The organism is Pseudomonas mediterranea CFBP 5447, from assembly GCF_000774145.1.
GTDB classification, from domain to species: domain Bacteria; phylum Pseudomonadota; class Gammaproteobacteria; order Pseudomonadales; family Pseudomonadaceae; genus Aquipseudomonas; species Aquipseudomonas mediterranea.
Genome location: NZ_KN322986.1, coordinates 96087 through 119964 on the forward strand (window position 1 = coordinate 96087; position 23878 = coordinate 119964).

21 protein-coding genes are annotated in these 23878 nt (G+C 61.4%); 13 read left to right on the top strand and 8 right to left on the bottom strand.

Going from position 1 to position 23878, the window contains the following annotated elements; translation table 11 throughout:
• Window positions 1-401: 401 nt before the first annotated feature.
• Window positions 402-2579, top strand: a complete 2178-nt coding sequence (locus N005_RS17295) for a malate synthase G (protein WP_047702328.1) — start codon at window positions 402-404, stop codon at window positions 2577-2579.
• An 88-nt stretch (window positions 2580-2667) separates the two neighbouring features.
• Here the strand turns inward: N005_RS17295 and N005_RS17300 are convergent, their stop codons facing one another.
• Window positions 2668-3114 carry a response regulator gene (locus N005_RS17300; RefSeq protein ID WP_047702329.1) on the bottom strand — a complete coding sequence of 149 codons (447 nt, stop codon included), beginning with the start codon at window positions 3112-3114 and terminating at the stop codon, window positions 2668-2670.
• Window positions 3115-3366: 252 nt separating this feature from the next.
• On the opposite strand from N005_RS17300, the gene N005_RS17305 reads away from it, so the two are divergent.
• From N005_RS17305 to N005_RS17340, 9 genes are all read left to right on the top strand, one after another.
• A complete protein-coding gene (locus N005_RS17305; protein WP_047702330.1) occupies window positions 3367-5307 on the top strand; it encodes a putative nucleotidyltransferase substrate binding domain-containing protein in 1941 nt (646 codons plus the stop codon).
• Window positions 5304-6011, top strand: coding sequence for a 3'-5' exonuclease (locus tag N005_RS17310; RefSeq protein ID WP_047702331.1), 708 nt, complete (start codon window positions 5304-5306; stop codon window positions 6009-6011). Before N005_RS17305 ends, N005_RS17310 begins: the two co-directional genes overlap by 4 nt.
• Before the next feature lie 158 nt (window positions 6012-6169).
• Window positions 6170-6688: an RNA polymerase sigma factor gene (locus N005_RS17315; protein ID WP_047702332.1), complete on the top strand. Its 519-nt coding sequence runs from the start codon at window positions 6170-6172 to the stop codon at window positions 6686-6688.
• The gene (locus N005_RS17320) at window positions 6685-7668 is read left to right on the top strand and encodes a FecR domain-containing protein (protein ID WP_047702333.1); all 984 of its coding nucleotides are present in this window, start codon (window positions 6685-6687) and stop codon (window positions 7666-7668) included. Before N005_RS17315 ends, N005_RS17320 begins: the two co-directional genes overlap by 4 nt.
• Window positions 7669-7900: 232 nt before the next feature.
• Entirely contained in the window at window positions 7901-10339 is a 2439-nt protein-coding gene (locus tag N005_RS17325) for a TonB-dependent siderophore receptor (protein ID WP_047702334.1), read from the top strand.
• 114 nt (window positions 10340-10453) lie between these two features.
• Window positions 10454-11584, top strand: a complete 1131-nt coding sequence (locus N005_RS17330; RefSeq protein ID WP_047702335.1) for a PepSY-associated TM helix domain-containing protein — start codon at window positions 10454-10456, stop codon at window positions 11582-11584.
• Window positions 11581-11760, top strand: a complete 180-nt coding sequence (locus N005_RS29710; protein WP_081993285.1) for a hypothetical protein — start codon at window positions 11581-11583, stop codon at window positions 11758-11760. Before N005_RS17330 ends, N005_RS29710 begins: the two co-directional genes overlap by 4 nt.
• A 197-nt stretch (window positions 11761-11957) precedes the next feature.
• Entirely contained in the window at window positions 11958-13259 is a 1302-nt protein-coding gene (locus N005_RS17335; protein ID WP_047702336.1) for an MFS transporter, read from the top strand.
• 101 nt (window positions 13260-13360) lie between these two features.
• Window positions 13361-13990, top strand: coding sequence for a glutathione S-transferase (locus tag N005_RS17340; protein WP_047702337.1), 630 nt, complete (start codon window positions 13361-13363; stop codon window positions 13988-13990).
• A 291-nt stretch (window positions 13991-14281) separates the two neighbouring features.
• Here N005_RS17340 and creD read toward each other — a convergent pair whose 3' ends face one another.
• The 4 genes from creD to rloA2 all read right to left on the bottom strand — a co-directional run bounded on the left by creD (window position 14282) and on the right by rloA2 (window position 18536).
• Window positions 14282-15655 carry a cell envelope integrity protein CreD gene (creD, locus tag N005_RS17345; protein WP_047702338.1) on the bottom strand — a complete coding sequence of 458 codons (1374 nt, stop codon included), beginning with the start codon at window positions 15653-15655 and terminating at the stop codon, window positions 14282-14284.
• 200 nt (window positions 15656-15855) lie between these two features.
• Window positions 15856-17274, bottom strand: a complete 1419-nt coding sequence (creC, locus tag N005_RS17350; RefSeq protein ID WP_047702339.1) for a two-component system sensor histidine kinase CreC — start codon at window positions 17272-17274, stop codon at window positions 15856-15858.
• On the bottom strand, window positions 17274-17960 hold the full coding sequence (gene creB, locus N005_RS17355) for a two-component system response regulator CreB (protein ID WP_047702340.1): 687 nt from the start codon (window positions 17958-17960) through the stop codon (window positions 17274-17276). The genes creC and creB overlap by 1 nt, the downstream gene beginning before the upstream one ends.
• Before the next feature lie 69 nt (window positions 17961-18029).
• Window positions 18030-18536 (bottom strand): retropepsin-like aspartic peptidase RloA2, encoded by a 507-nt coding sequence (gene rloA2 / locus N005_RS17360; protein ID WP_047702341.1) that lies wholly within the window; start codon window positions 18534-18536, stop codon window positions 18030-18032.
• 174 nt (window positions 18537-18710) lie between these two features.
• Here rloA2 and N005_RS17365 point away from each other — a divergent pair, with 174 nt between their 5' ends.
• Window positions 18711-19598 carry an acyltransferase gene (locus tag N005_RS17365; protein ID WP_047702342.1) on the top strand — a complete coding sequence of 296 codons (888 nt, stop codon included), beginning with the start codon at window positions 18711-18713 and terminating at the stop codon, window positions 19596-19598.
• Here the strand turns inward: N005_RS17365 and N005_RS17370 are convergent, their stop codons facing one another.
• Window positions 19599-20177: a DUF2780 domain-containing protein gene (locus N005_RS17370; protein WP_047702343.1), complete on the bottom strand. Its 579-nt coding sequence runs from the start codon at window positions 20175-20177 to the stop codon at window positions 19599-19601. It lies immediately after the preceding gene.
• A gap of 245 nt (window positions 20178-20422) precedes the next feature.
• Here N005_RS17370 and N005_RS17375 point away from each other — a divergent pair, with 245 nt between their 5' ends.
• Together N005_RS17375 and N005_RS17380 are read left to right on the top strand one after the other, a co-directional pair.
• Window positions 20423-20836, top strand: coding sequence for a hypothetical protein (locus tag N005_RS17375; RefSeq protein WP_047702790.1), 414 nt, complete (start codon window positions 20423-20425; stop codon window positions 20834-20836).
• Between the two features lie 84 nt (window positions 20837-20920).
• On the top strand, window positions 20921-21499 hold the full coding sequence (locus N005_RS17380; RefSeq protein WP_047702344.1) for a hypothetical protein: 579 nt from the start codon (window positions 20921-20923) through the stop codon (window positions 21497-21499).
• A gap of 118 nt (window positions 21500-21617) precedes the next feature.
• On the opposite strand, the gene fdhA is transcribed toward N005_RS17380, so the two are convergent.
• Both fdhA and purU read right to left on the bottom strand, forming a co-directional pair.
• Window positions 21618-22817, bottom strand: a complete 1200-nt coding sequence (gene fdhA, locus N005_RS17385; protein ID WP_047702345.1) for a formaldehyde dehydrogenase, glutathione-independent — start codon at window positions 22815-22817, stop codon at window positions 21618-21620.
• A gap of 128 nt (window positions 22818-22945) precedes the next feature.
• The gene (gene purU / locus N005_RS17390) at window positions 22946-23803 is read right to left on the bottom strand and encodes a formyltetrahydrofolate deformylase (RefSeq protein WP_047702346.1); all 858 of its coding nucleotides are present in this window, start codon (window positions 23801-23803) and stop codon (window positions 22946-22948) included.
• Window positions 23804-23878 lie beyond the last annotated feature (75 nt).

Here is a 23878-nt window from a genome sequence, read left to right on the forward strand (position 1 = left end):
CGCCATCCGCACAGACACGCTCCCCGGCCACGATCATGTGTACGACTTGTAGAATTATATGGAACAATTCATAGGTTTTTTGAGAACATCAGATGTCTCGTCGTGACCGTACTGCTTTAGTCGGTCGCGGAACGACGCAATTAGTCTAATTTTCACAACCGCAACTGTTCATGTAGTATGCCCCAGCAGGCACTACATAACGTTGCACCGATGTCTGCTTAAGGCACAGTCGCATCCCTGAAAGCCCCGTCAGCAAGGCTTAACGCCCATGATAGGACCTACCCAGCCGCCAGCGATGGCATGTACTGGTTCCGGGGGTTGTGGTTTAAATGTCCCGAGGCTTCATTGTCAAAATCGAAGAGCTGAAAAGCGAAATAGCTGAGCAGAGTGAGAGGCAAGCAATGACTGAACACGTTCAAGTCGGTGGCCTTCGGGTCGCCAGAGTCCTGTTCGACTTCGTGAACAACGAAGCCATCCCCGGCACCGGTCTGACCGCCGACCAGTTCTGGGCCGGCGCCGACAAGGTCATCCACGACCTGGCGCCGAAGAACAAAGCCCTACTCGCCAAACGCGATGATTTCCAGGCTCGGATCGATGCCTGGCACCAGTCGAAGGCCGGCCAGGCCTTTGATGCCGTGGCTTACAAAGCCTTCCTGCAAGACATTGGATACCTGCTGCCAGAAGCCGCGGATTTCCAGGCTACGACCCAAAACGTCGATGACGAAATCGCCCGCATGGCCGGACCGCAGCTGGTGGTGCCGGTGATGAATGCCCGTTTCGCCCTCAACGCTTCGAACGCCCGCTGGGGTTCGTTGTACGACGCGCTGTACGGCACCGACGCGATCAGCGAGGCCGATGGCGCGGAAAAAGGCAAAGGCTACAATAAGGTTCGTGGCGACAAGGTCATTGCCTTCGCCCGCGCCTTCCTCGACGAAGCAGCCCCCTTGGCGGCCGGCTCCCACGTCGATTCCACTGGTTACAAGATCGTCGACGGCAAGCTGGTGGTCGCCCTCAAGGGTGGCAGCAACAGCGGTTTGCGTGACGATGCCCAACTGATCGGCTTCCAGGGCGACGCCTCGGCCCCCACCGCGGTACTGCTGAAGCACAACGGCCTGCACTTCGAAATCCAGATCGATGCCAACACCCCGGTCGGCCAGACCGACGCCGCCGGCGTCAAAGACATCCTGATGGAAGCCGCGCTGACCACCATCATGGACTGCGAAGACTCGGTCGCCGCCGTCGATGCCGATGACAAGGTGGTGATCTACCGCAACTGGCTCGGCCTGATGAAAGGCGATCTGTCGGAGCAGGTCGCCAAGGGCGGTCAGACATTCACCCGCACCATGAACCCGGACCGCGCGTACACCGCCGTCGATGGTTCCAGCCTGACGCTGCACGGCCGCTCGCTGTTGTTCGTGCGCAACGTCGGTCACCTGATGACCATCGACGCGATCCTCGACAAAGACGGCAACGAAGTGCCGGAAGGCATTCTCGACGGCCTGGTGACAAGCCTGGCGGCGATCCACAGCCTCAACGGCAACACCTCGCGCCGCAACAGCCGTACCGGCTCGGTGTACATCGTCAAGCCGAAGATGCACGGCCCGGAAGAAGCCGCGTTCACCAACGAGCTGTTCGGTCGCGTCGAAGACGTACTGAACCTGCCGCGCAATACCCTCAAGGTCGGGATCATGGACGAGGAGCGCCGTACCACGGTCAACCTCAAGGCCTGCATCAAGGCTGCCAGCGAGCGCGTGGTGTTCATCAACACCGGTTTCCTGGACCGCACCGGCGATGAAATCCACACCTCGATGGAAGCCGGCCCGATGGTGCGCAAGGCCGACATGAAAGCCGAGAAGTGGATCGCCGCCTACGAAAACTGGAACGTCGACATCGGCCTGAGCACTGGCCTGCAAGGTCGTGCGCAGATCGGCAAGGGCATGTGGGCCATGCCGGACCTGATGGCGGCGATGCTCGAACAGAAAATCGCCCATCCGATGGCCGGAGCCAACACCGCCTGGGTTCCATCGCCGACCGCCGCCGCGTTGCACGCATTGCATTACCACAAGGTCGACGTGTTCGCCCGTCAGGCCGAACTGGCCAAGCGGACTCGCGCCTCGGTGGACGACATCCTGACCATCCCGCTGGCGGTCGAGCCGAGCTGGACGCCGGAGCAGATCAAAAACGAGTTGGACAACAATGCCCAGGGCATCCTCGGTTACGTGGTGCGCTGGATCGACCAGGGCGTCGGTTGCTCCAAGGTGCCGGACATCAACGACATCGGCCTGATGGAAGACCGTGCGACGCTGCGCATCTCCAGCCAGCACATCGCCAACTGGCTGCGCCACGGCATCGTCACGCAGGACCAGGTGATGGAAAGCCTCAAGCGCATGGCGCCGGTGGTGGACCGTCAGAACGCCAGCGACCCGCTGTACCGTCCGCTGGCACCGGACTTCGACCGCAACATCGCCTTCCAGGCGGCGGTCGAACTGGTGATCGAAGGCACCCGGCAGCCCAACGGCTACACCGAGCCGGTGCTGCACCGTCGTCGCCGTGAATTCAAGGCGGCCAATGGGTTGTGATTGAGCGGTAGCGATAAACGAAGAAGGCCCTGATCTTGCGATCAGGGCCTTTTTTGTTTGCATAACCGCCTTTGTGGCGGATGGTCGCTTAAAGATCCATCCCCAACTCGCGCTTGACCAGCCCCAGCAATTTCTCCGTATCGATGGGCTTGAGCAGGAAGTCCACCACGCTCAGGTGCATCGCCTCGATGGCGTCCTTCACATCGGCATCGCCGGACACGATGATGATCGGCAGCGCCGCTCGCTCCGACTCGCGGATCAGGCGGATCAGTTCCAGGCCATCGACATTGCCCATGCGCAGGTCGGTGATCAACAGACCGATAGACGGCCGGGTTTCCAGCATCCTGAGTGCGGTTTCGCCACTGGCGGCGGTCATGCAGTGGATACCGTCCAGCGCCAGGATTTCCGACAGCAGCTCGCGAGCATCCTTGTCGTCATCGACGATCAAGACTCGCTGCGGCGGCAGATCAGGCTCCAGCATGACGGCGCTCAGCGCTTCGCGCTCGGCGTCACTCAAAATATCGTGGTCGGACATGATGCTCTCTACATTCCTTGAATCGATCCCCTGGCACAGTGGTCAGACATCGTTCGGCAGCGCTTCAATGTGCACTTCGTCGGATTTTTTTCCAAGAAAATTCAATGAAGATTTTTTCAGGGCTTGTGCCGGACTTTTCCGTAGGTCTGGCCCCGTTGCCGGAACCTAGACTTACGTCCAATGGGCACTCCCTCTTCAGAGGTCGACCATGGGGAACAGATCCGACCACAACAATTCAAAAAAGATTGCGCAATGGTTATGAAAAAAGCGGACGCCTTCATTCAGGCAGGGAAAACCGCGGTGTTGCAGAACATCCAGGGCACGTTGCAGTTCCTCCAGCGCTTCCCCCCGTTCAACCAGATGGAGAACGCTCACCTGGCCTTTCTGGTGGAACAATGCCTGCTGCGCTTCTACGCGCCGGGTGAAACCATCATCAAGCCGGCCGACGGTCCGGTGGAGCACTTCTACATCGTCAAGCAAGGCCGGGTGGTAGGAGAGCGTCCGCATTCGGCCAAGGGTGGCACCGAGACCACTTTCGAAATCACCACCGGCGAATGTTTTCCCCTTGCCGCCCTGCTGGGTGAGCGGGCCACGCGCACCGAACACCGGGCCGGCGAAGATACATTCTGCCTGCAGTTGAACAAGCAGGCGTTCATCAAACTGTTTGCCTTATCCAGCCCATTCCGCGATTTCGCCCTGCGCGGGGTCAGCAGCCTGCTCGATCAGGTCAACCAGCAGGTCCAGCAGAAATCCGCGCAAACCCTGGGCACCCAATACTCCCTGAATACCCGCCTGGGTGAACTGGCGATGCGGCATCCGGTGAGTTGCGGCCCAGACACACCTTTGCGCGAAGCCGTAAAGCTGATGCATGAACAGCAGGTCGGCAGCATCGTGGTAGTGGATGAACGCAAGGCGCCGGTGGGGATCTTTACCCTGCGCGACCTGCGACAGGTGGTGGCCGACGGTTCCGGGGACTTTTCCCAGGCCATCGCCGCGCACATGACCCAGGCACCGTTTTTTCTCTCGCCGGATCACAGCGCCTTCGACGCGGCGATTGCCATGACCGAACGCCACATTGCCCATGTCTGCCTGGTCAAGGAACAGCGTCTGTGTGGCGTAGTGTCGGAACGGGATCTGTTTTCCCTGCAGCGGGTTGACCTGGTGCACCTGGCCCGGACCATCCGCAGCGCTCCACGGGTGGAAAACCTGGTGGCCTTGCGGGGCGAGATCGGCCAACTGGTGGAACGCATGCTGGCCCACGGCGCGTCGTCGACCCAGATCACCCACATCATCACCTTGCTCAACGACCACACCGTGAGCCGGGTCATCGAGCTGACGCTGGCGGAGAAAGGCGATCCGGGAGTGCCATTCAGTTGGTTGTGCTTTGGCAGTGAAGGCCGGCGCGAGCAAACCCTGCACACCGATCAGGACAACGGCATCCTGTTCGAGGCCCGGGACGCGGCCCATGCGGCACAGATCCGCGGCCTGCTGCTGCCCATCGCCCAACAGATCAACCAGAGCCTGGCGCTGTGCGGTTTCACACTGTGCAAGGGCAATATCATGGCCGGCAACCCCGAACTGTGCCTGTCCCGCGCCGAATGGTCCCGACGCTTTGCCGCCTTCATTCGCGAAGCGACGCCGGAAAACCTGCTGGGCTCCAGCATCTATTTCGACCTGCGGGTGGTCTGGGGCGATGAGCAAGGTTGCGAACAGTTGCGTCGGCAGATTCTCGATCAGGTGGGGGATAACCGTCTGTTCCAGCGCATGCTGGCCGAGAACGCCTTGCGTCATCGCCCACCGGTCGGGCGTTTCAGGGATTTCGTGCTGAGCCGCAAAAATGGTGAGAAAGCCACCCTGGATTTGAAAGTGCAGGGCCTGACGCCCTTCGTCGACGGCGCCCGCCTGTTGGCACTGGCCAATGGCATCGAAGCCAACAACACTCTGGAACGCCTGCGGCAGCTGGTCGCCCGGGAAGTGATCGACCCCTTGGATGGCGCGGCCTATGAGGAGGCCTACCACTTCATCCAGCAGACCCGCATGCAGCAACACCAGTTGCAGACCCGCGAGAACCTGCCCTACTCAAACCGCGTCGACCCCGACAGCCTCAATCACCTGGATCGGCGGATCCTGCGTGAATCCCTGCGCCAGGCCCAACGCCTGCAAAGCAGCCTGACGCTAAGGTATCAACTGTGAACCTGTTTTCCTGGTTGCGCCCGGCCGCGCCGATGTTGCCGGACGCGTTGCAGCGACGCCTGGAAAACCTCTCGCCGCCGTCGCCCCTGGATGAGCGCAGCCTGCGGGAGCAGCGCTGGGTCGTGGTGGATCTGGAAACCACCGGCCTGAATCTGAACAAGGATCAGGTGCTGTCCATCGGCGCGGTGGTGATCGAAGACGGCGCCATCGACTTCAGCCAACAGTTCGAGCGCACCTTGCAATGCGAGAAGCAGAAGCTCGGGCCGAGCGTGTTGATCCATGGCCTGGCACCGAGCGCAATCGCCGCCGGCAGCGAGCCGGCCGAAGCACTGCTGGCGTTCATGGAGTTCGTCGGCGACAGTCCGCTGCTGGCCTTCCATGCGCCTTTCGATGCCCACATGCTCGGCCGCGCCCTGAAAGACCACCTGGGTTATCGCTTACAGCACGCGTTCCTCGACGTAGCCGACCTGGCGCCGATGCTCTGCCCCCAGGTAGCGCTGCGCAAGGCGGGCCTGGACGACTGGATCACCGCGTTCAAGCTGCAAGTGGTCGATCGACACAACGCCAGCGCCGACGCCCTGGCCACGGCCGAGCTGGCGCTGATCCTGTTCAGTCGTGCCCGCCAGCAACAGATCCATAGTCCGCTCGACCTGCAGCAATGCCTGGGTCAATGGAAGCGCCGGCAGCAGGCGCCTTCGATCTAGATCCCCTGACGATGAACACCCTACCCTGTGGGAGCGAGCAGGCTCGCTCCCACAGGTTTCCACACTCGATCATCCCGACCAGCACCAATTGCATTCCCGCCCCCGCCTCTGCCACAATCGCGAACAATTCTCGTTACTTAAAACATCGGTGATGCTCCGTGTCGTCAGTCCCTGGCTCCCACAACGATCTGGTTGGTGCGTTGTACCGCGATCATCGCGGTTGGCTACTGGCGTGGTTGCGGCGCAACGTGGCCTGTCCGCAACGGGCCGAGGACCTTAGCCAGGACACCTTCGTGCGCCTGCTGGGCCGTGATGAACTGACGGCACCCCGCGAGCCCCGGGCATTCCTGGTGGCCATCGCCAAAGGCCTGCTGTTCGATTATTTCCGCCGGGCCGCCCTGGAGCAGGCTTACCTCACCGAACTGATGTTGATTCCCGAGGGCGAACAGCCGTCGTTGGAAGAACAGCAATTGATCCTCGAAGACCTCAGGCAGATCGATCGCCTGCTCGGCAAGCTGTCGAGCAAGGCTCGCGCCGCGTTCCTGTATAACCGGCTCGACGGCCTTGGCCACGCCGAAATCGCCAGGCGCCTGGGGGTTTCGGTGCCGCGGGTACGCCAGTATCTGGCCCAGGGCATCCGACAGTGCTACATCGCACTCTACGGGGAGCCGACATGAGCCCGGCCCATTCCAAACCGGTCTCGGCCAGCGTATTGGACGCTGCCATTGCCTGGCAGTTGTCACTGGATTCAGGCAGTGGCAGCGCCCAGGAGCGCGAAGCGTTCGCCCGCTGGCATGCCGCCGATGAAGAACATGCCCGGGCCTGGCGGCAACTGGGCATGCTCGACCAGCGCGTCAGCGTTGCCAATGGACCGGCGCGGGCCGCGCTATTGCAGTCGCGAGTGAGTATCCGTCGCCGGATACGCAAGGTGGGCAGCGGCCTGGCCAGCATTGTCGCGGCCATCGGCCTGGCCTTGTTTGCCGGCGAACGTTACCTGCCGCTGGACTACTGGCTGGCCGACCAACGCACCGCCACCGGCGAACAGCGCACGCTGCGCCTGGCCGACGGCACGCTGATCAATCTCAATACCCACAGCGCCCTCGACGTGCGTTTCGACGAAAAACAACGCCGCGTTGTGCTCCAGGAAGGCGAGATCCTGGTGGAGACCGGCCACAATGACCCGCGTCCGTTTATCGTCGAAACCCGCGAAGGCAGCCTGCGCGCCCTGGGCACGCGGTTCCTGGTCAAGCGCGAGGACGACGGCACGCGCCTGAGCGTATTGAAATCCGCCGTGGCCGCCCATCCACAGGCCACGGCGCAAGAGCAGATCCTGCGCGAAGGCCAGCAGGTGCTGATGCGCCGCGACGGCCTTGGCCCCGCCCTGGCCCTGAGTCCCGGCGCCGATGCCTGGACCCGGGGCATGCTGGTGGTGGACAACGCTCGCCTCGAAGACCTGGTGCATGAGCTGGGGCGCTATCGACACGGCTACCTGGGCGTAGAGCCGAAAGTGGCGGATTTGCGCATCACCGGCAGCTTCCCGCTGCATGACACCGACCTGGCCCTGAGCGCGTTGCTGCCGACCTTGCCGGTGCAGATCGAACATCACACGCGTTGGTGGGTGGTGGTGCAACCCAGCACCGGGACCAAGGCCCGATAAAAGGTATTCATGAGATCGCCTTTGCGAGCAGGCTCGCTCCCACAATGTGTCTATGCACCTCCATCCATGTGGGAGCGAGCCTGCTCGCGAAGAGGCCGTCAGCTCCGCACAAAATGGATCTGGTCTCTTCATTGAAAGCCTGAATCTAAATAATTTTCATCTACCCCTATCACTTTTCCATTTTCATCCGGCATCCAGGCAATTGAGAAATATTTCCATTCAGGAGCCGCGCATGTCCCGCACCCTAGACACCCTGTTACGCCCCAGCCTGTTGGCCGTTGCGATCGTTCTTGCTGTCCCGTTGTCCAGCAGCCCCCTGCTGGCGGCCGAGCAGGCATCCAACGTGCGTGCCTATAACCTGCCCGCAGGGTCACTGGCCAGCACCCTGAACCAGATCGCCAGCCAGGCCGGTCTCGCCTTGAGCCTGGATCCGGCGTTGGCCGCAGGCAAAACCTCGGCACCGGTCCAGGGCCAGTTCGATGCCCCGGGTGCATTGCGCGAAGCCTTGCGCGGCACCGGTTTGCAACTGCTGCAGAGCAGCACTGGCACCTACAGCCTGGTGGCGGTGCCCGAAGGTATCATGGCCCTGCCGGAAACCAGCGTGATCGGCGCCGGTCTGAGCGAAAGCGCCTGGGGCCCGAGCGAGAGCTACGCGGCCACCCGCACCGCCGCGGGTACCAAGACCGATACGCCGATCGTCGAACTGCCGCGCTCGGTCTCGGTAGTGACGCGCCAGCAAATGGAAGATCGCTCGGTGCTCAACCTCAACGACGCCCTGCGCTACACCGCTGGCGTGCAGAGCAGCGGCTACGGCTCGGACTCGCGTAATGACTGGCTGTTGGTACGCGGTTTCGTGCCGACCCAATTCCTCGATGGCCTGCCGCTGCCCAAGGGCAACTACATCACACCGAAAATCGAGCCCTGGAACCTGGAGCGCATCGCCGTGCTACGTGGCCCGGCATCGTCGGTCTACGGCCAGACGCCCCCCGGCGGCATGCTCGACATGGTCAGCCGTCGCCCGCAAGCCGAGAGCAGCCACGAAGTCGAGTTGCAGGCCGGCAGCTATGAACACAAGCAGATCAACTTCGACAGCACCGGCAAGATCGACGACGAAGGCCAGTTTCTCTATCGGCTCAGCGGCACCGTGCGCGACAGCAACGCCCAGGTCGATCACATCCCGGATAAGCGCTACAACGTGGCGCCGAGCCTGACCTGGAACATCGACGACGACACCCGCCTGACCTTCCTGTCCCAGTACACCCGCGACGACACCGGGATCACCGGGCAATTCCTGCCCTTGCAAGGCACCAAGCTGTCCTCGCCGGCCGGCAAGATTTCCCATCACAAGAACCTGGGCGATCCGGACTGGGAATTCTACGACCGCACCTACTACGCCCTCGGCTATGCCTTCGAACATCGTTTCAACGACACCTGGCAGTTCCGCCAGAACCTGCGCTACACCAAGAGTGACCTGGAATTCCAAGGCCTCACCGCCGGCGGGTCGTTCTTCCCGGCGGGCCCCGATCAAGCCGTTAGCGCCGACGGCACCGTCAAGCGCAGTGCCGGTATCGTTGACGAAGACATCAGCCAGTTCGCCGTCGATAACAATTTCCAGGCGGACTTCCAGACTGGGGCGCTGAGCCATACCTTGCTGCTGGGCCTGGACCACCAGCGCTCCAATGCGAATTCAAAATGGCTCTGGGGTTCCAACGGCGTACCCGACAGCAACATCCACAATCCGATCTATGGACAGGATTTTTCCAACGTCCAGTACTTCACCATGTACGACTACAACCAGAAAACCCAGCAGACTGGTCTTTATGTGCAGGATCAGATGGCCCTGGACAACTGGCGCCTGACGCTCGGCGGTCGTGAGGACTGGATTCACACGGGCACCGAGTTTCACAACCTGAACAACGCCACCAACACTCAGCGCGACAAAAAATTCAGCGGTAACGCCGCCCTGAGCTACGTCTTCGATAACGGCGTGACACCTTATATTTCGTTCGCCCAGTCGTTCCAGGCGGCGGCCGGCTCGACCGTCAACAGCACCGACGCGTTCAAGCCGACCGAGGGCGAACAGTACGAGGCCGGCATCAAGTACCAGCCCCCAGGCACCAAGACCCTGCTGACAGCCGCAGTGTTCGACCTGACCCAGAAAAACAACTCCGTGACCGAAAACAACATCACTCGCCAAGTGGGTGAAGTCCGGGTACGCGGCCTGGAACTGGAAGCTTCCGGCGACGTCACCGACAACCTGAAACTGATCGGTTCCTATACCTACAACGACAGCGAAATCACCAAGGGCACCACTGCCGAGAAAGGCAAGCGCATGGCCCAGGTGCCGCGCAACCAAGCCACCGCGTGGGCCGACTACACCTGGCACAACGGCCCGCTCGATGGTTTCGGCGTCGGCGCCGGTGTGCGCTATGTCGGTGACACCTACGGCAACACCACCAATACCGATTGGGGCCATGTCGGCTCCTACACCGTCTACGACGCGTCGGCTCATTACGACCTGGGACGCGTGAGCCCTTCCCTCAAAGGCGTATCGGTGGCGGTGGACGCGAAGAACATCTTCAACAAGGACTACCTGTCTACCTGCGACGGCTTCTATTGCTACTACGGTGACCAGCGCAACGTCGTCGCGAGCGTGAATTACAAATGGTAATCAGTTAGCCTTGGCGCAAACCTTCATTCGAAGAGTCCGTGGGGAGAGAGGCTGCTCCCTCCCCACGACGAATACCCGGCTTTTGAATGAAGCCCCTCTGCATTCGGATCCTCCATGAAAAGCAAAACCATCCGCCGCTGGTCCTTCATCCACACCTGGAGCAGTCTGATCTGCACGGTATTCCTGCTGATGTTGGCGATCACCGGGCTGCCACTGATTTTCCATCACGAAATCGAGCACTTGTTGGGCGATGCCCCCGAGTTCCGGGAAATGCCCGCCGACACTCCACAGCTGGACCTCCAGCAACTGGTGGAGAAAGCCAAGGCCCATCGGCCGGGTGAGGTGGTGCAGTATTTTGGCTGGGACGAAGACGAACCCAACGGCGTCATCACCATCATGGCACCGACGCCGGGCACCGAGCCCAACTCCTCCCACACCTTCATGCTCGATGCGCGCACCGGCGAGGTCCTGGAAATGCCGTCGGCCAACGGCGGCTTCATGATGATCATGCTGCGCCTGCACGTGGACATGTTCGCCGGCCTGCCAGGCAAGCTGTTCCTGGCGTTCATGGGCCTGCTGTTCGTGATTGCCATTATCTCCGGCGTGGTCCTGTACCTGCCGTTCATGCGGCGCTTGAAGTTCGCCACCGTACGCCAGGACAAGTCGAACCGCCTGCGCTGGCTCGATCTGCATAACCTGATTGGCGTGGTCACGCTGGTCTGGGCGCTGACAGTAGGCGTGACCGGCGTGATTGCCGCGTGCGCCGAGTTGATCATCGCCGCCTGGCGCAACGACAGCCTCAGCACCATGATCGAACCCTACCGCAACGCCCCGCCGCTGACTCAGCTGGCGCCGGCCACCCGCCTGCTCGACATCGCCAAAGACGCTGCACCAGGCATGGAGCCGAGCTTTATCGCATTCCCCGGCACGCTGTTTTCCAGCCAGCACCACTATGGCGTGTTCATGAAAGGCGACACCCACCTGACCTCCCACCTGCTGACTCCGGTATTGATCGACGCCAGCACCCTGGATGTCACTGCCGTGGCCGAGCGGCCCTGGTACATGGACGTCATGAGCCTGTCGCTGCCGCTGCATTTCGGCGACTACGGCGGCAGGCCGATGCAGGTCTTCTGGGCGACTCTGGACGTGTTGACCATCATCGTCCTAGGCAGCGGCGTTTACCTGTGGGTGGTGCGGCGGCGAGCGACCCGGCGTACGGCTGTCGACAGGGAGGCACTCTCGTGAAGCCCCGACAGTCAAGTTTTTGGAAAGTGTTCGGCATACCCACAGCAATCGGCGCTCTTTGCGCAGCCGGGCTGTTCAGCGCGTTGCTCGGCGATGGTCCGTGGGATGCTGTGAGCTGGCTGGGGCTGGGCATCCCTTCTGTTGTGGCGGTGTGGGGACTGGTCCCGCGCCGCTGAGTTGGCAGAACGCTGCCATCGACAAACCACCCTTCAAACGTCAAGTCATACGATGACGCCCTCCCTGGGCGCCCTGAAAAGCACCCAAGCTCTGACATATTTGTTGACAAATTATTCCTTGCACTCCTATAAAGGCGCATGTTGTACGACAACCTACAACAGCGACACCAACTCCAAAAATAATCGATGGTGAAGTGATGAAAATCAAAGGCATCCGCTGGTGGATGGTCGGCCTGGTCACGGCCGGCCTGATGGTCAACTACCTGGCCCGCAATACCCTCTCGGTAGCCGCTCCGACCCTGATGAGCGAGATGAGCATCTCCACCGAGCAGTACTCCCACATCGTCGTCGCCTGGCAAATCTGCTATGCGCTGATGCAGCCGGTGGCCGGCTACATCATCGATGCCATCGGCACCAAGATGGGCTTCGCCATTTTCGCCTTTGCCTGGTCCATCGCCTGCGCCGCCGCAGCAATGGCCTCGGGCTGGCAAGGCCTGGCATTTTTCCGTGGCCTGCTTGGCCTGACAGAAGCAGCCGGGTTGCCCGCCGCCGTCAAGGCGTCGACCGAATGGTTTCCCGCCAAGGAACGCTCGGTCGCCATCGGCTGGTTCAACATCGGCTCGTCGATCGGTGCCGTCCTGGCGCCGCCGCTGGTGGTCTGGGCAATCCTGAACAGTGGCTGGGAACTGGCGTTCCTGATCGTCGGTGGCCTGGGCGTCGCCTGGACGTTTCTCTGGCTGCTCCTTTATAAGCACCCGCGTGACCAGAAGCGCCTGAGCGACACCGAACGCGATTACATCATCAGCGGCCAGGAAGCCCATTTCCAGGAACAGGACCCGAAGAAAGGCAGCTGGAAAAAAATCATCGCCAGCCGCAACTTCTACGCCATCGCCAGCGCCCGGATCCTCTCCGAGCCGGCTTGGCAGACCTTCAACGCCTGGATCCCGCTGTACCTGATGACCGAGCGGCACATGAACATCAAGGAGATCGCAATGTTCGCCTGGCTACCGTTCCTGGCCGCCGACCTGGGCTGCGTGCTGGGTGGTTACCTGAGCCCGTTCTTCCATAAGTACTGCAAGGTATCGCTGTTCACCTCGCGCAAGATGGTCTTGCTGTTCGGCGCGTCCTGCATGGTTGGCCCGGCCTGCATCGGCCTGGTGGACAGTCCGTATACGGCAATCGCCCTGCTGTGCATTGGCGGCTTTGCCCACCAGACCCTGTCGGGTGCGTTGTATGCCATCACGTCCGACTCGTTCGGCAAGAATGAAGTCGCCACCGCCACCGGCATGGGCGGCATGTTCGGTTACCTGGGCGCTGCGGCCTTCACGCTGTTGTTTGGTGTGATGGTGACGAAAATCGGCTACAGCCCACTGTTCGTGATGCTGGCGATTTTTGACGTGATTGCCGCGTTCATCGTCTGGACCGTCGCCCGGGAGCTCAAGCAACAACCGGCAACGCCAGCACCTTTGGAGCCACAGGCCCTTCAGCCAGCCGCCTGATCCAAGACACAGACTGGGTCATTGCGACCCGGTCACCCCTGCCTTGCGCCTAGACGATCGCGTTATGCTGCGCGATATCCTCCCCTGATCGAGACGTTGCCATGTCCGTTCCCAGCATGACGCTGTTCCACAATCCCGCCTCGCCCTTCGTCCGCAAGGTCCTGGTGCTGCTGCACGAAACCGGCCAGCAGGACCGCGTCGCGTTGCAGCTCAGCCAGCTCACGCCCGTCAAGCCGGACCAGAAGCTGATCGATGACAACCCACTGAGCAAGATTCCGGCCCTGCGCCTGGCCAACGGCAGCGTGATCCACGACAGCCGCGTCATCCTCGATTACCTCGACCACCAGCATGTCGGCAACCCGCTGATCCCCCGTGACGGCGCGGCCCGCTGGCGGCGCCTGACCCTGGCCTCCCTGGCCGACGGGATCATGGATGCAGCGGTGATGATCCGCTATGAAACCGCCCTGCGTCCGGCGGAAAAGCACTGGGACGAATGGCTCGATGCCCAACGGGACAAGATCCGCCGTGCCCTGGACATGCTCGAAGCCGAGGCGATTGCCGAACTGGCCAGCCATTTTGACGTGGCGTCCATCAGCGTCGCCTGCGCCTTGGGTTACCTGGACCTGCGCCATCCCGACCTGGAATGGCGCAAGGCCCATCCGCAGCTGGCGGCATGGTTTGCCGAGGTGAGCTTGCGGCCGTCGATGATCGCTACCGTGCCCAGGATCTAGTGTCCTGTCTCGGAAATACGTTCTCTTTTGGCGAGCGGCTTGGGTGTCCGGACAAGGCGCCGCGACGAGTCAAACAGTGAACAGCTTATTTCCGAGACAGGACACTAGATATTTCTCCAGATGTGATGGCCTCATCGCGAGCAGGCTCGCTCCCACAAAGGACAGCGCCGGACCTGTGGGAGCGAGCCTGCTCGCGATAGAGGCCCACAGGATCCAACGGAAACAACCCAGAGACAAGCGCCACGAGCACTTCCCTCACTCGCCGGTCTTCCCGCAGCCCCAGCGACCGGCTCATTTCACCTCTCCCAGATCGAAAGTCATGGCAGGCGCGGGCTTCGATCCGACCCCGTACCAGTCCAGTTTGCGGGTCAGCACCATGAACACACCCAAGAGACCGAACAGCAACAGCGAGCCCATCAACAATGCGTAGTCTTCGGCGCTCAACAGGCCGTAGAGCAAGGCATACAGCGCCGCCAATCCCGCCGAGAAGCCCAGGCCATGATTCACGCTGCGCAACACATGGCAGACATAGAACCCGATCAACACCACACAGGCGCTGGCCGACAACAGGTACGCCAGGGCAAAGCCGATGTGCTCCGACAGTGACAGCAGCAACAGGTAAAAGAAGGCCAGCGCCACGCCCACCAGGGCGTATTGGACCGGGTGCACCGCCAGGCTCTTGAGCACCTCGAACAGGAAGAAGCCGGCGAAGGTCAGGGCGATGAACAGCAGCGCATATTTGATCGCCCGGTCGCTCTTGAGGTACTGGTCCACCGGGTCGATGAAGCTCACGCCGAAGGCACGGCTGCGAAACGTTTCACAGCTCTCGCCCGACACGCAGTTCTGCAGCGCTTCTTCAAGGTTGGTCGAGAAGAACGAGGTCTGCCAGTCGGCGCTGAAGCCCTTCTCGTTGATGTCGCGGCTGGTGGGCAGGTAGTTGCCGATGAAGCTCGGGTGCGGCCAGTCGGCGCTCAGGTGCACCTTGCTGGTCTTGCCCACGGGCAGAATCTGCAACTCACCGGTGCCTTGCAGGCTCAGGTCGAAACCGAAGGTCAGTTCGGCACTGTTCTGGGCGTTGACCATCGGCAGCGGCACGTGCACCCCTTGCCCCAGCCAGCCAACCCGCGAGCCGGGCAGGAAATCCACCGTCTGCTGGTTGAGTTTCAGGGTCAGTGCATTCTCGATACCACGGATGTCGCTGATGCCCACGCTCAGGTACGGTTCGTCGAAGCGGTAATCGGCCAGATCCTTGGCGGCCAGGCCATAGCGCTCAGGCACCTTGAAGCGACCATCGATCCGGTTCTCGGCGTGGAACAACCGCGCCTCATAGATCCCCCGGGCACGGGTCTCGGTACGGACCTGGCCGTCGAGTTCGAACTGCTCCGGCAGGAAATACAATTCACCACTCTGCTCGACGGTTTCCAGGAAACGCACACCGGTCTTCTCGTTGGTATTCCAGACCCGCACGTCCTTGCGAAACGGCACCACGATCATCGGCCCGATGAGCTGCTGGCTGTGACTGGAACTGCTGGCGATCTCCTGCAACACACCGTCGCGCAGGGACTGGCGTTCGTCGATGAGGCCGTTGATCATCAACAGCGGAATCATCAGCAAGAGAATCAATAGGGCGATCATGCCCAGTTTTATGGCGAGGCTGCGGTTCATGTGGGGCTCTCCCTGTTCGAATGGGGAGAGTCTGGCGGCGCCGTGTGGGTTGTTTATGTGAGCAATGTGGAGATTGTGTGGAGACTGAAGAACCTGTGGGAGCGAGCCTGCTCGCGAAAGCGGTGCGTCATTGAGGATGATGTCGACGGGTTCACCGCAATCGCGAGCAGGCTCGCTCCCACAAAGGCTATGCGCCGATTTCAGGGCAACCGCAGCACCACTTCCACCCCACCCTCGACATTGCCGATACCGAATTCACCGCCATGCAACTGCACCACTTCCTCCACGAAGTTGAGCCCCAGGCCGGTGCTCTTGCGGCCGCTGTCCGGGCGCGGGAGGGAATAGAAGCGCTCGCTCAGGCGCGGCAGGGCGTAGTCGGGAATCGGGTCGGCCTGGTTGAACAGGCGGATCTCGACGCGGTTGCCGCTGCGCCCGGCACTGATGCGCAACAACCCGTTTGAAGGAGTGAAATCCAGGGCGTTGTCCAGCAGGTTGCCCAAGGCCTGGCGCAACAGAAACGCTTCGCCGGTCAGCGCCAGGTCGGCGGCGATGTGCCGGTCGACCCGCAATTGCCGGCGTTCGATCCAGCCGCTACGGGCCTCCAGCAGTTCATCCAGCAATCCCGCCAGCGGTACCGCGACCTGTTCTTCCAGGCCCTGGCGCTGCTCGACCTGGGCCAGGTTGAGCAAACGTTCGATCAGCTGTTGCATGCGCACGCTTTCACTGTCGATGTTGCTGACAAAACGCTGGTGCTGCGCGGTGGGCATGTCGCTCTGCAACAGCTCGGCGGCGCCGCGAATCGCCGCCAGCGGGCTCTTGAGTTCATGCGTCAGGGTGTGTACGTAGCGCTCGACGTAAGCCTTGCCTTCGAGCTGCGTGCGCATATGCTCCAGGGCGTGCGCCAGCTGCTCGAACTCGCCACCGCGATAATGCGGCACTTCCACCCGTTGCCCCTGACTGACGGCTTGGGCATAGCCGGTCAGGCGGCGCAGCGCCGAACTGAGCCACCACGACAGCAACGCCCCCAGTACCAGGCCGAGGCCGATCAAGCCGACACCGTAGAGCAGCAGTCGCCGTTCAGTGCGATCGATATAAGGCTGCAGCGAGCTATTGGGTTTGGCCACGGTGACCACGCCGATGATCCGGCCGTTATCGCGGATCGGCGCACCGACGTGCATCACCGAAGAGCTCGGGTCATCCGCCACGCTGCGACTCGAGCGGGCACCGTATTGACCGCGCAGGGTCAGGTAGACATCGTTCCAGCGCGAATAGTCCTGGCCCACGGCCACACCGCTGGAGTCAAGTACCACGATGCCCCTGGCATCCGTGACGTAGATGCGATGGCTGACCTGGTTCTTCGGCAGGCCCCAGATCGTCGCCGCCGGCTGACGCTCGCCGTAGGCCTTGAGCAGCTGTGGCCAGCGATTCTGGTTGAGGGTCCCGGCCTTGAAATCGTCCCGCAGGATCTCGGCCATCAGGTTGGCCGTGTCCACCAGGGTTTCCTCGGTGGACTGACGCACGCCGGGACGGATCTGCTCGATCACCGTGCCCAGCACGAAATACCCGGTCAGGCCGATGAACAGCACATAGACCAGAAAGATACGGATCCCCAACGGCATCAACTGTGCCCCGGGCTGTAGCTGTAGCCAAGGCCACGATGGGTCTGGATCGGTTCGGCCTCGGCCCTGACCAGGCGCAACTTGGCCCGCACGCTCTTGATGTGGCTGTCGATGCTGCGCTCGTAGCCGGCATCGCTGGCCACGCCCAGGGCGTCGAGCAGTTGTTCGCGACTGAATACCCGTTCCGGCTGCTCCAGCAGACAGTTCAGCAGGCGAAACTCGTGGCGGGTGAGGTTCAGCGGTTTGCCGCGATAGTTGATCTGCACGCGATCGCTGTCCACCTGGAACAACGCCGTGCCGAGTTCCGTGGCCGGGCGTGGCGCTGGCGCTACCCGCTTGAGGATGGCCCGGACCCTGGCCGCCACCTCGCGAGGGCTGAAGGGTTTGACCACGTAATCATCGGCGCCGATTTCCAGGCCCACGACCCGGTCGATCTCACCATCCCGAGCTGTCAGAAAAATGACCGGAACGTCGCTGAAACGTCTGAGATTCTTGCAAGTCTCAAAACCACTGATATCCGGCAGCCCCACGTCGAGGATGATCAGGTCCGCGGGGGTGTTTTTCTGGTGTTCCAGCGCGGCAACGCCAAGGCTCAGCCACGTGGTCTCGAAGCCCTCCCCTTGCAGGGCGAACACCAGCGTATCGGCGATGGCGGCTTCGTCTTCGACGATCAGAATATGAGGCATGTCTTGCGAGCCCGACAGTAAAGTTGCCGGAACGGTGCCCCAAGCCTTGGGGCACGTCAATCGGGGAAATCAGCAGTCGGGCTTGTCCGCCGTGAAACGTCGGGCCGGGTTCACCGCCGCACCGAATTCGCGCAGGGCCTTGGCGCCGATCAACAGCGGGTAATTGAAGCTACTGCGGTCGGTCAGGTTGACCTCGACCGTACGCTTGATGTTACCCAGGCACAGTTCCAGATCCACGACCGGGCGTTTGGTGGGGGCGATCTTTTCGTCCTCGTCCTCATCTTCCTCGGAACGGGTCTTGATTTTGCTGATACGCGCGATCTTGTGCTCGTAGACCTTGTTGCTCGCGTCCTTGGTCGCCAGGCGGAACCGCACCCAGTCATCACCATCACGGGTAAACGTTTCAATGTCCTTGGCCGACAGCGAGGCGGTCAGGGCCCCGGTGTCCATCTTGGCCTTGAGCACTTCACCGCCGATTTCCGGCAGCGCGATGTATTCGTAGCGCCCATAAAGGGTCGGTTCGGCGGCCAGCACGGGAAGGGCCACCAGGGAAAACAGGGCGAGAAGGGATTTCATGCAATAGGGCTCCTGTGTGGGTGGCTTTTTAGACCGTGAGCGGTGGATTCGTTCGGTTGCTCTAGAAAGGCACCCAGCATACCGGTCAAAAGGTGAAACATTCGTCCAGCACAATTTGGCCTGCCGCCCGAAGCTGCTTATCATGGCCCGCCAACCCGCTTGCAAGAGTCATCTATGCGCCGCCTGCTCACCGGCTGTTTCGTCACCCTGCTGCTGTTGCTCAACACCCTGGTGCTGTTCGGACCGTTGATGGTGTTCGCATTGCTCAAGCTGATCCTGCCCGGACGCTTTCGCGACTACGCCTCGTGGGCGGTGATGTGGATCGCCGAAACCTGGGCCGAGATCGACAAACTGATCTTCGCCCTGTGCATTCCCACTCGTTGGGATATTCGCGGCGACGTAGGCTTGCGTGGCGATACCTCTTACCTGGTCATCAGTAATCACCAGTCCTGGGTGGACATTCCCGCCCTTATCCAGGTCCTCAACCGGCGCACGCCGTTCTTCAAGTTTTTCCTCAAGAAAGAGCTGATCTGGGTGCCCTTCCTGGGCTTGGCCTGGTGGGCGCTGGATTATCCGTTCATGAAGCGCTACACCAGGGCCTTCCTCGCAAAGAACCCGGAACTGGCCGGAAAGGACCTGGAAATCACCCGCGCGGCCTGCGAGCTGTTCAAGCGCCAGCCGGTCACCGTGGTGAACTACCTCGAAGGAACACGTTTTACCGCAGCCAAAAGCCAGCAACAGCAATCACCCTTTGCCCACCTGCTCAAGCCCAAGGCCGGCGGCGTGGCGTTCGTGCTGGCAGCGATGGGCGAACAACTGGACGCGATCCTGGATGTGACCGTGGTGTATCCGCAGGCGCGGATTCCCGGGTTCTGGGATTTGATCAGCGGTTCCGTGCCAAGGGTCATTATCGACATCCAGACCCGCCCGCTGGACCCTGCGCTGTGGCGAGGCGATTACGAAAACGATCCCGTGTTTCGCCAGCACGTCCAGAACTGGGTCAACCAGCTCTGGACCGAAAAGGACCGACGCATCGTCGCCTTGCTCGACGAGCGCCGCTGATCAGATGCCGGCGCCGGTGCCCCAGATGCCACCGAGGTTCTGCAGCAATGAGCTGGCCACGCCTTGCTGACCGAGGTACTGGAGGATCACCGGGGCAAACTGGCCGATCATGCCGCTGTCCATGCCCAAGGCGCTGAAGGCATTGTTCAAGTCGTTGGTGTCCTTGACGTTGCCCAGCAGGCCGTCGAGCAGGGCATTCTTCTGCGAACCGCCACCGAGCAGGCCACCCAGGCCATTGAGTCCGCCGATGGCACTGTTGCCGGCAATCTGGTCCAGACCCGGCACGCTTTGGCTCAGTTCGGAAAACTGCGGCTCGCTGAGACGGTTCTTCGCCAGCCCCAACATCGCGCCGGCACCACCGATGGCCTGCTCCGGCGTGATCTTCAGCTCCGAACCCAATGTGTTGAGCAACCCGGCGGCCTCGGGCGCGGCGGCTACGGCGCCCTCCCCCTGCTCGCCCCGACCGCCCTGCATGGCCGCCACCGCATTGGCCGCATCACTGAGGCTGAACTGCGCGAAGGCCGGACCGGCCACCAGCGACAGCAGGCAGGACAGTGCGAAACCGCGTGAAACCTTCATTGCGAACGTCCTCTTGAACCATAAAAAACCGCCCGGATCAGGGCGGCACAAAATCGTGGATTGGACTGAGGAGAGTAAGGATTGTTCCACAGGCCCACATCCCCACCATCTTCGAAGTCCATCGCCGAAAAACGTTATGAACGGCGCCACATATTCTAAATAGACATAAAAAACTGTCAGGATTGACAGTAGCCCGATCGGCACCAATGACGACCATGTTCTATTGGACCCAATGGAGCCTGGACATGAAAAATACGCTGACGGGATGCACGTGGTTACTTCTATTGTTGATCGACCATGGCAGGGCCGGCGAAATAACCTGTCCTGCCATTGCGAATATCAGTGAACACATCAAACCCTGGGAAGTTAAGCCCATCGAAGTACAGGATGAACGAGAGTGGGCAAGTCAGAGCGCCATTAACATGGACGATCCGGCATCCATGAAATTCAACGGCGCCGAGTTTGCTCTCCATGACATTGACGACCCACAAACACCGGGAGGAACGACCCTCACTTGCGCATACGCATCCGTCAATCTGGCTCTCCAGTACCTTCAGATACAGCCGCCTGGTTCAGTGTGGACGAATCGGCGCTGCGAAAATCTTGCCCTTCAGGTGTGCAAGCTTATCGAGGCTGACGACTTCAACCTGAGTTTCTGATGGATCTATCACTCGCCCGCCGCTGGCAGATGACCCAGAGTCCGCTGATACCGTACAGTGCGCCACCCTCTGAAGAGTTTGCCTATGGACATAAAAATTGGTGGCGCCACCCTCGCGGTGATCCTGGCGGGCATGCTGATCGTGCTAGGTGTCAACGAATGCCAGCGAGGACCACTGAATCCGGAGGTGGCCGATGGTGTCAGCGAGGAACAGAAGACCTGGCTGACCATCGAACATCGCATCAAGCGCTACGACCCGTCCCTGATCTCGGTGACCCGCGACCAGCAAACACTCACCATCACCTATCGCCCGGACGCAGCCGCCGAGAATGACGAGGACTGGGTGCCGCGTCTGCTACGCGTTGTCGGCCATGGCCTCGCCGCGCTCAATAATGCCCCAGGGGGCAAGCAGTACATTCAGGTAACGGTCAAGGCCCGGCTGCTTGCCGACGACGACGTTGAACTGGTCTACGACATGCAGGGGTTCGATGCGATCAAGACCCAAAGGGATGGCTACACCACCTTCGCCAGCCTGCCCCGCAGCCTCACATTCGGCCGGGATGCGCTGGCCCAGGCCCAGCAAGAATGTCGGGACACGAATGTCTGGGGGTTCTACCCGGACTTCTGCGAGCGGGTCAAAACGGCAACGGTAACCCAGCCCTGAGTGGGGGATGGGAAATGGAACGAACAGCTTATGAACGAACAGGCAGCAGACACCTGCCACTACAGCCAAATAAAAAGGGCGACATCACTGTCGCCCTTTTTCCGTCTTGCCTACAGCCTTACGCCGCGCTGAACAACTTGTGCGGGTCGATCACGAATTTCTTCGGTACACCAGCGTCGAATTCGCCGTAGCCTTTCGGCGCGTCGTCCAGGCTGATGACCTGTACGCCGACGATTTCCGCGATGTTGATGCGGTCCCACATGATCGCCTGCATCAGCGCGCGGTTGTACTTCATCACCGGGGTCTGGCCGGTGTGGAAGCTGTGGGACTTGGCCCAGCCGAGGCCGAAGCGGATGCTCAGGGCACCGATCTTGGCGGCGGCATCGACCGCGCCCGGATCTTCGGTGACGTACAAGCCAGGGATACCGATCTTGCCGGCGACACGGGTCACTTGCATCAGGGAGTTGAGCACGGTGGCCGGAGCCTCCTGCTTGACGCCTTCATGGCCATGACCACGGGCTTCGAAGCCCACGGCGTCGACAGCGCAGTCAACTTCCGGCTCGCCCAGCAGGTCAGCGATCTGCTCGTGCAGCGGAGTGTCCTTGGACAGGTCGGCGATTTCGAAACCCTGGGCCTTGGCGTGAGCCAGGCGAACCGGGTTGACGTCGCCGACGATGACCACTGCCGCGCCCAGCAGACGAGCAGAGGCCGCAGCAGCCAGACCGACCGGACCGGCACCCGCGATGTACACGGTGCTGCCAGGACCCACGCCGGCAGTCACTGCACCGTGGTAACCGGTAGGCAGGATGTCGGACAGGCAGGTCAGGTCGCGGATTTTCTCCATGGCCTTGTCGCGGTCCGGCAGTTTCAGCAGGTTGAAGTCGGCATACGGCACCAGCACGTATTCGGCCTGGCCGCCGGTCCAGTCACCCATGTCGACATAGCCGTAGGCGCCACCGGCACGGGCCGGGTTGACGGTCAGGCAGACGCCGGTGTGCTGTTCCTTGCAGGAACGGCAACGACCGCACGCAACGTTGAACGGTACCGACACCAGATCACCGATCTTCAGGTTCTCGACGTCGCTGCCCTTCTCGATCACTTCACCGGTGATCTCGTGACCCAGGACCAGGCCGGTCTGAGCGGTGGTACGGCCGCGCACCATGTGCTGGTCGGAGCCGCAGATGTTGGTGGATACCACGCGCAGGATGACGCCGTGCTCGATCTTCCTGCCACGCGGGTCCTGCATTTTTGGATAGTCGATCTTCTGTACTTCGACCTTGCCGTTGCCGAGATAGACGACACCACGATTACCGGACATGCTTTCACCTCGCTGTTGTTTTTGTGGAACTGCGTCACCCAGGCAGGCAGCGCGTTTGTGCTCGGATTAGTACGGGGATTATCAAAGAAGAACTGCTCGCCAACGGGCCCCAGAGCGCCGCCAAGCATCTAAAGAACGACAGTGCGATTGGCGTTCAGGAACACCCGCCGTTCAATGTGGTACCCCACGGCCCGGGCCAATGTGAGCCCTTCGATATCCCGCCCCTTGGCAATCAGGTCCTCGGGGTAATGACTGTGGTCCACTACTTCCACGCCCTGGGCGATGATCGGGCCTTCGTCCAGATCGTTATTGATGTAGTGCGCCGTGGCACCCACCAGTTTCACGCCTTTGTTGTAGGCCTGGTGATACGGTTTCGCGCCCTTGAAACCAGGCAGCAGGGAGTGGTGGATGTTGATCGCCTTGCCGTCGAGCTTGCGACACAGCTCCGGCGACAGCACCTGCATGTAGCGGGCGAGAATCACCAGCTCGGCGCCGGTGTCTTCGATCACCTGCCACACCTGACGCTCCTGGGCCGGCTTGTCGTTCGGGTCCAGGGGGAAATGGTAGTAGGGAATCTGGTGCCAGTCGGCCAGCGGCTTGAGGTCCGGGTGATTGGACACCACCGCGACCACGTCCATGGACAGCTGGCCGATGCGCTGGCGATAGAGCAAATCGTTGAGGCAGTGATCGGCCTTGGACACCATGATCACCACTTTCGGCCGGTAGTTGGGCGGCGTCAGTTCGAAGACCATGCCAAAGGCTTCGGCACGCTCGGCCAGGCCGGCACGGAAATCCTGCTCGTCGAAACCATCGGGTTGGCGGAATTCCACACGAATGAAGAAACGCCCCGAAAGCCGGTCGTCGAAGGAGTGGTGCTCGGTGACATAGCAACCCTGCTCGAACAGAAAGCGAGTCACCGCGTCCACGGTGCCGAGCACGCTGGGGCAGTCGGCAGTCAAAATCCATGTGTCTGGGGCGCGGCTCATTCGTGATACTCCTCTGATCGTTCCCACGCTCTGCGTGGGAATGCCACCATGGACGCTCTGCGTCCGCCTTTGGGG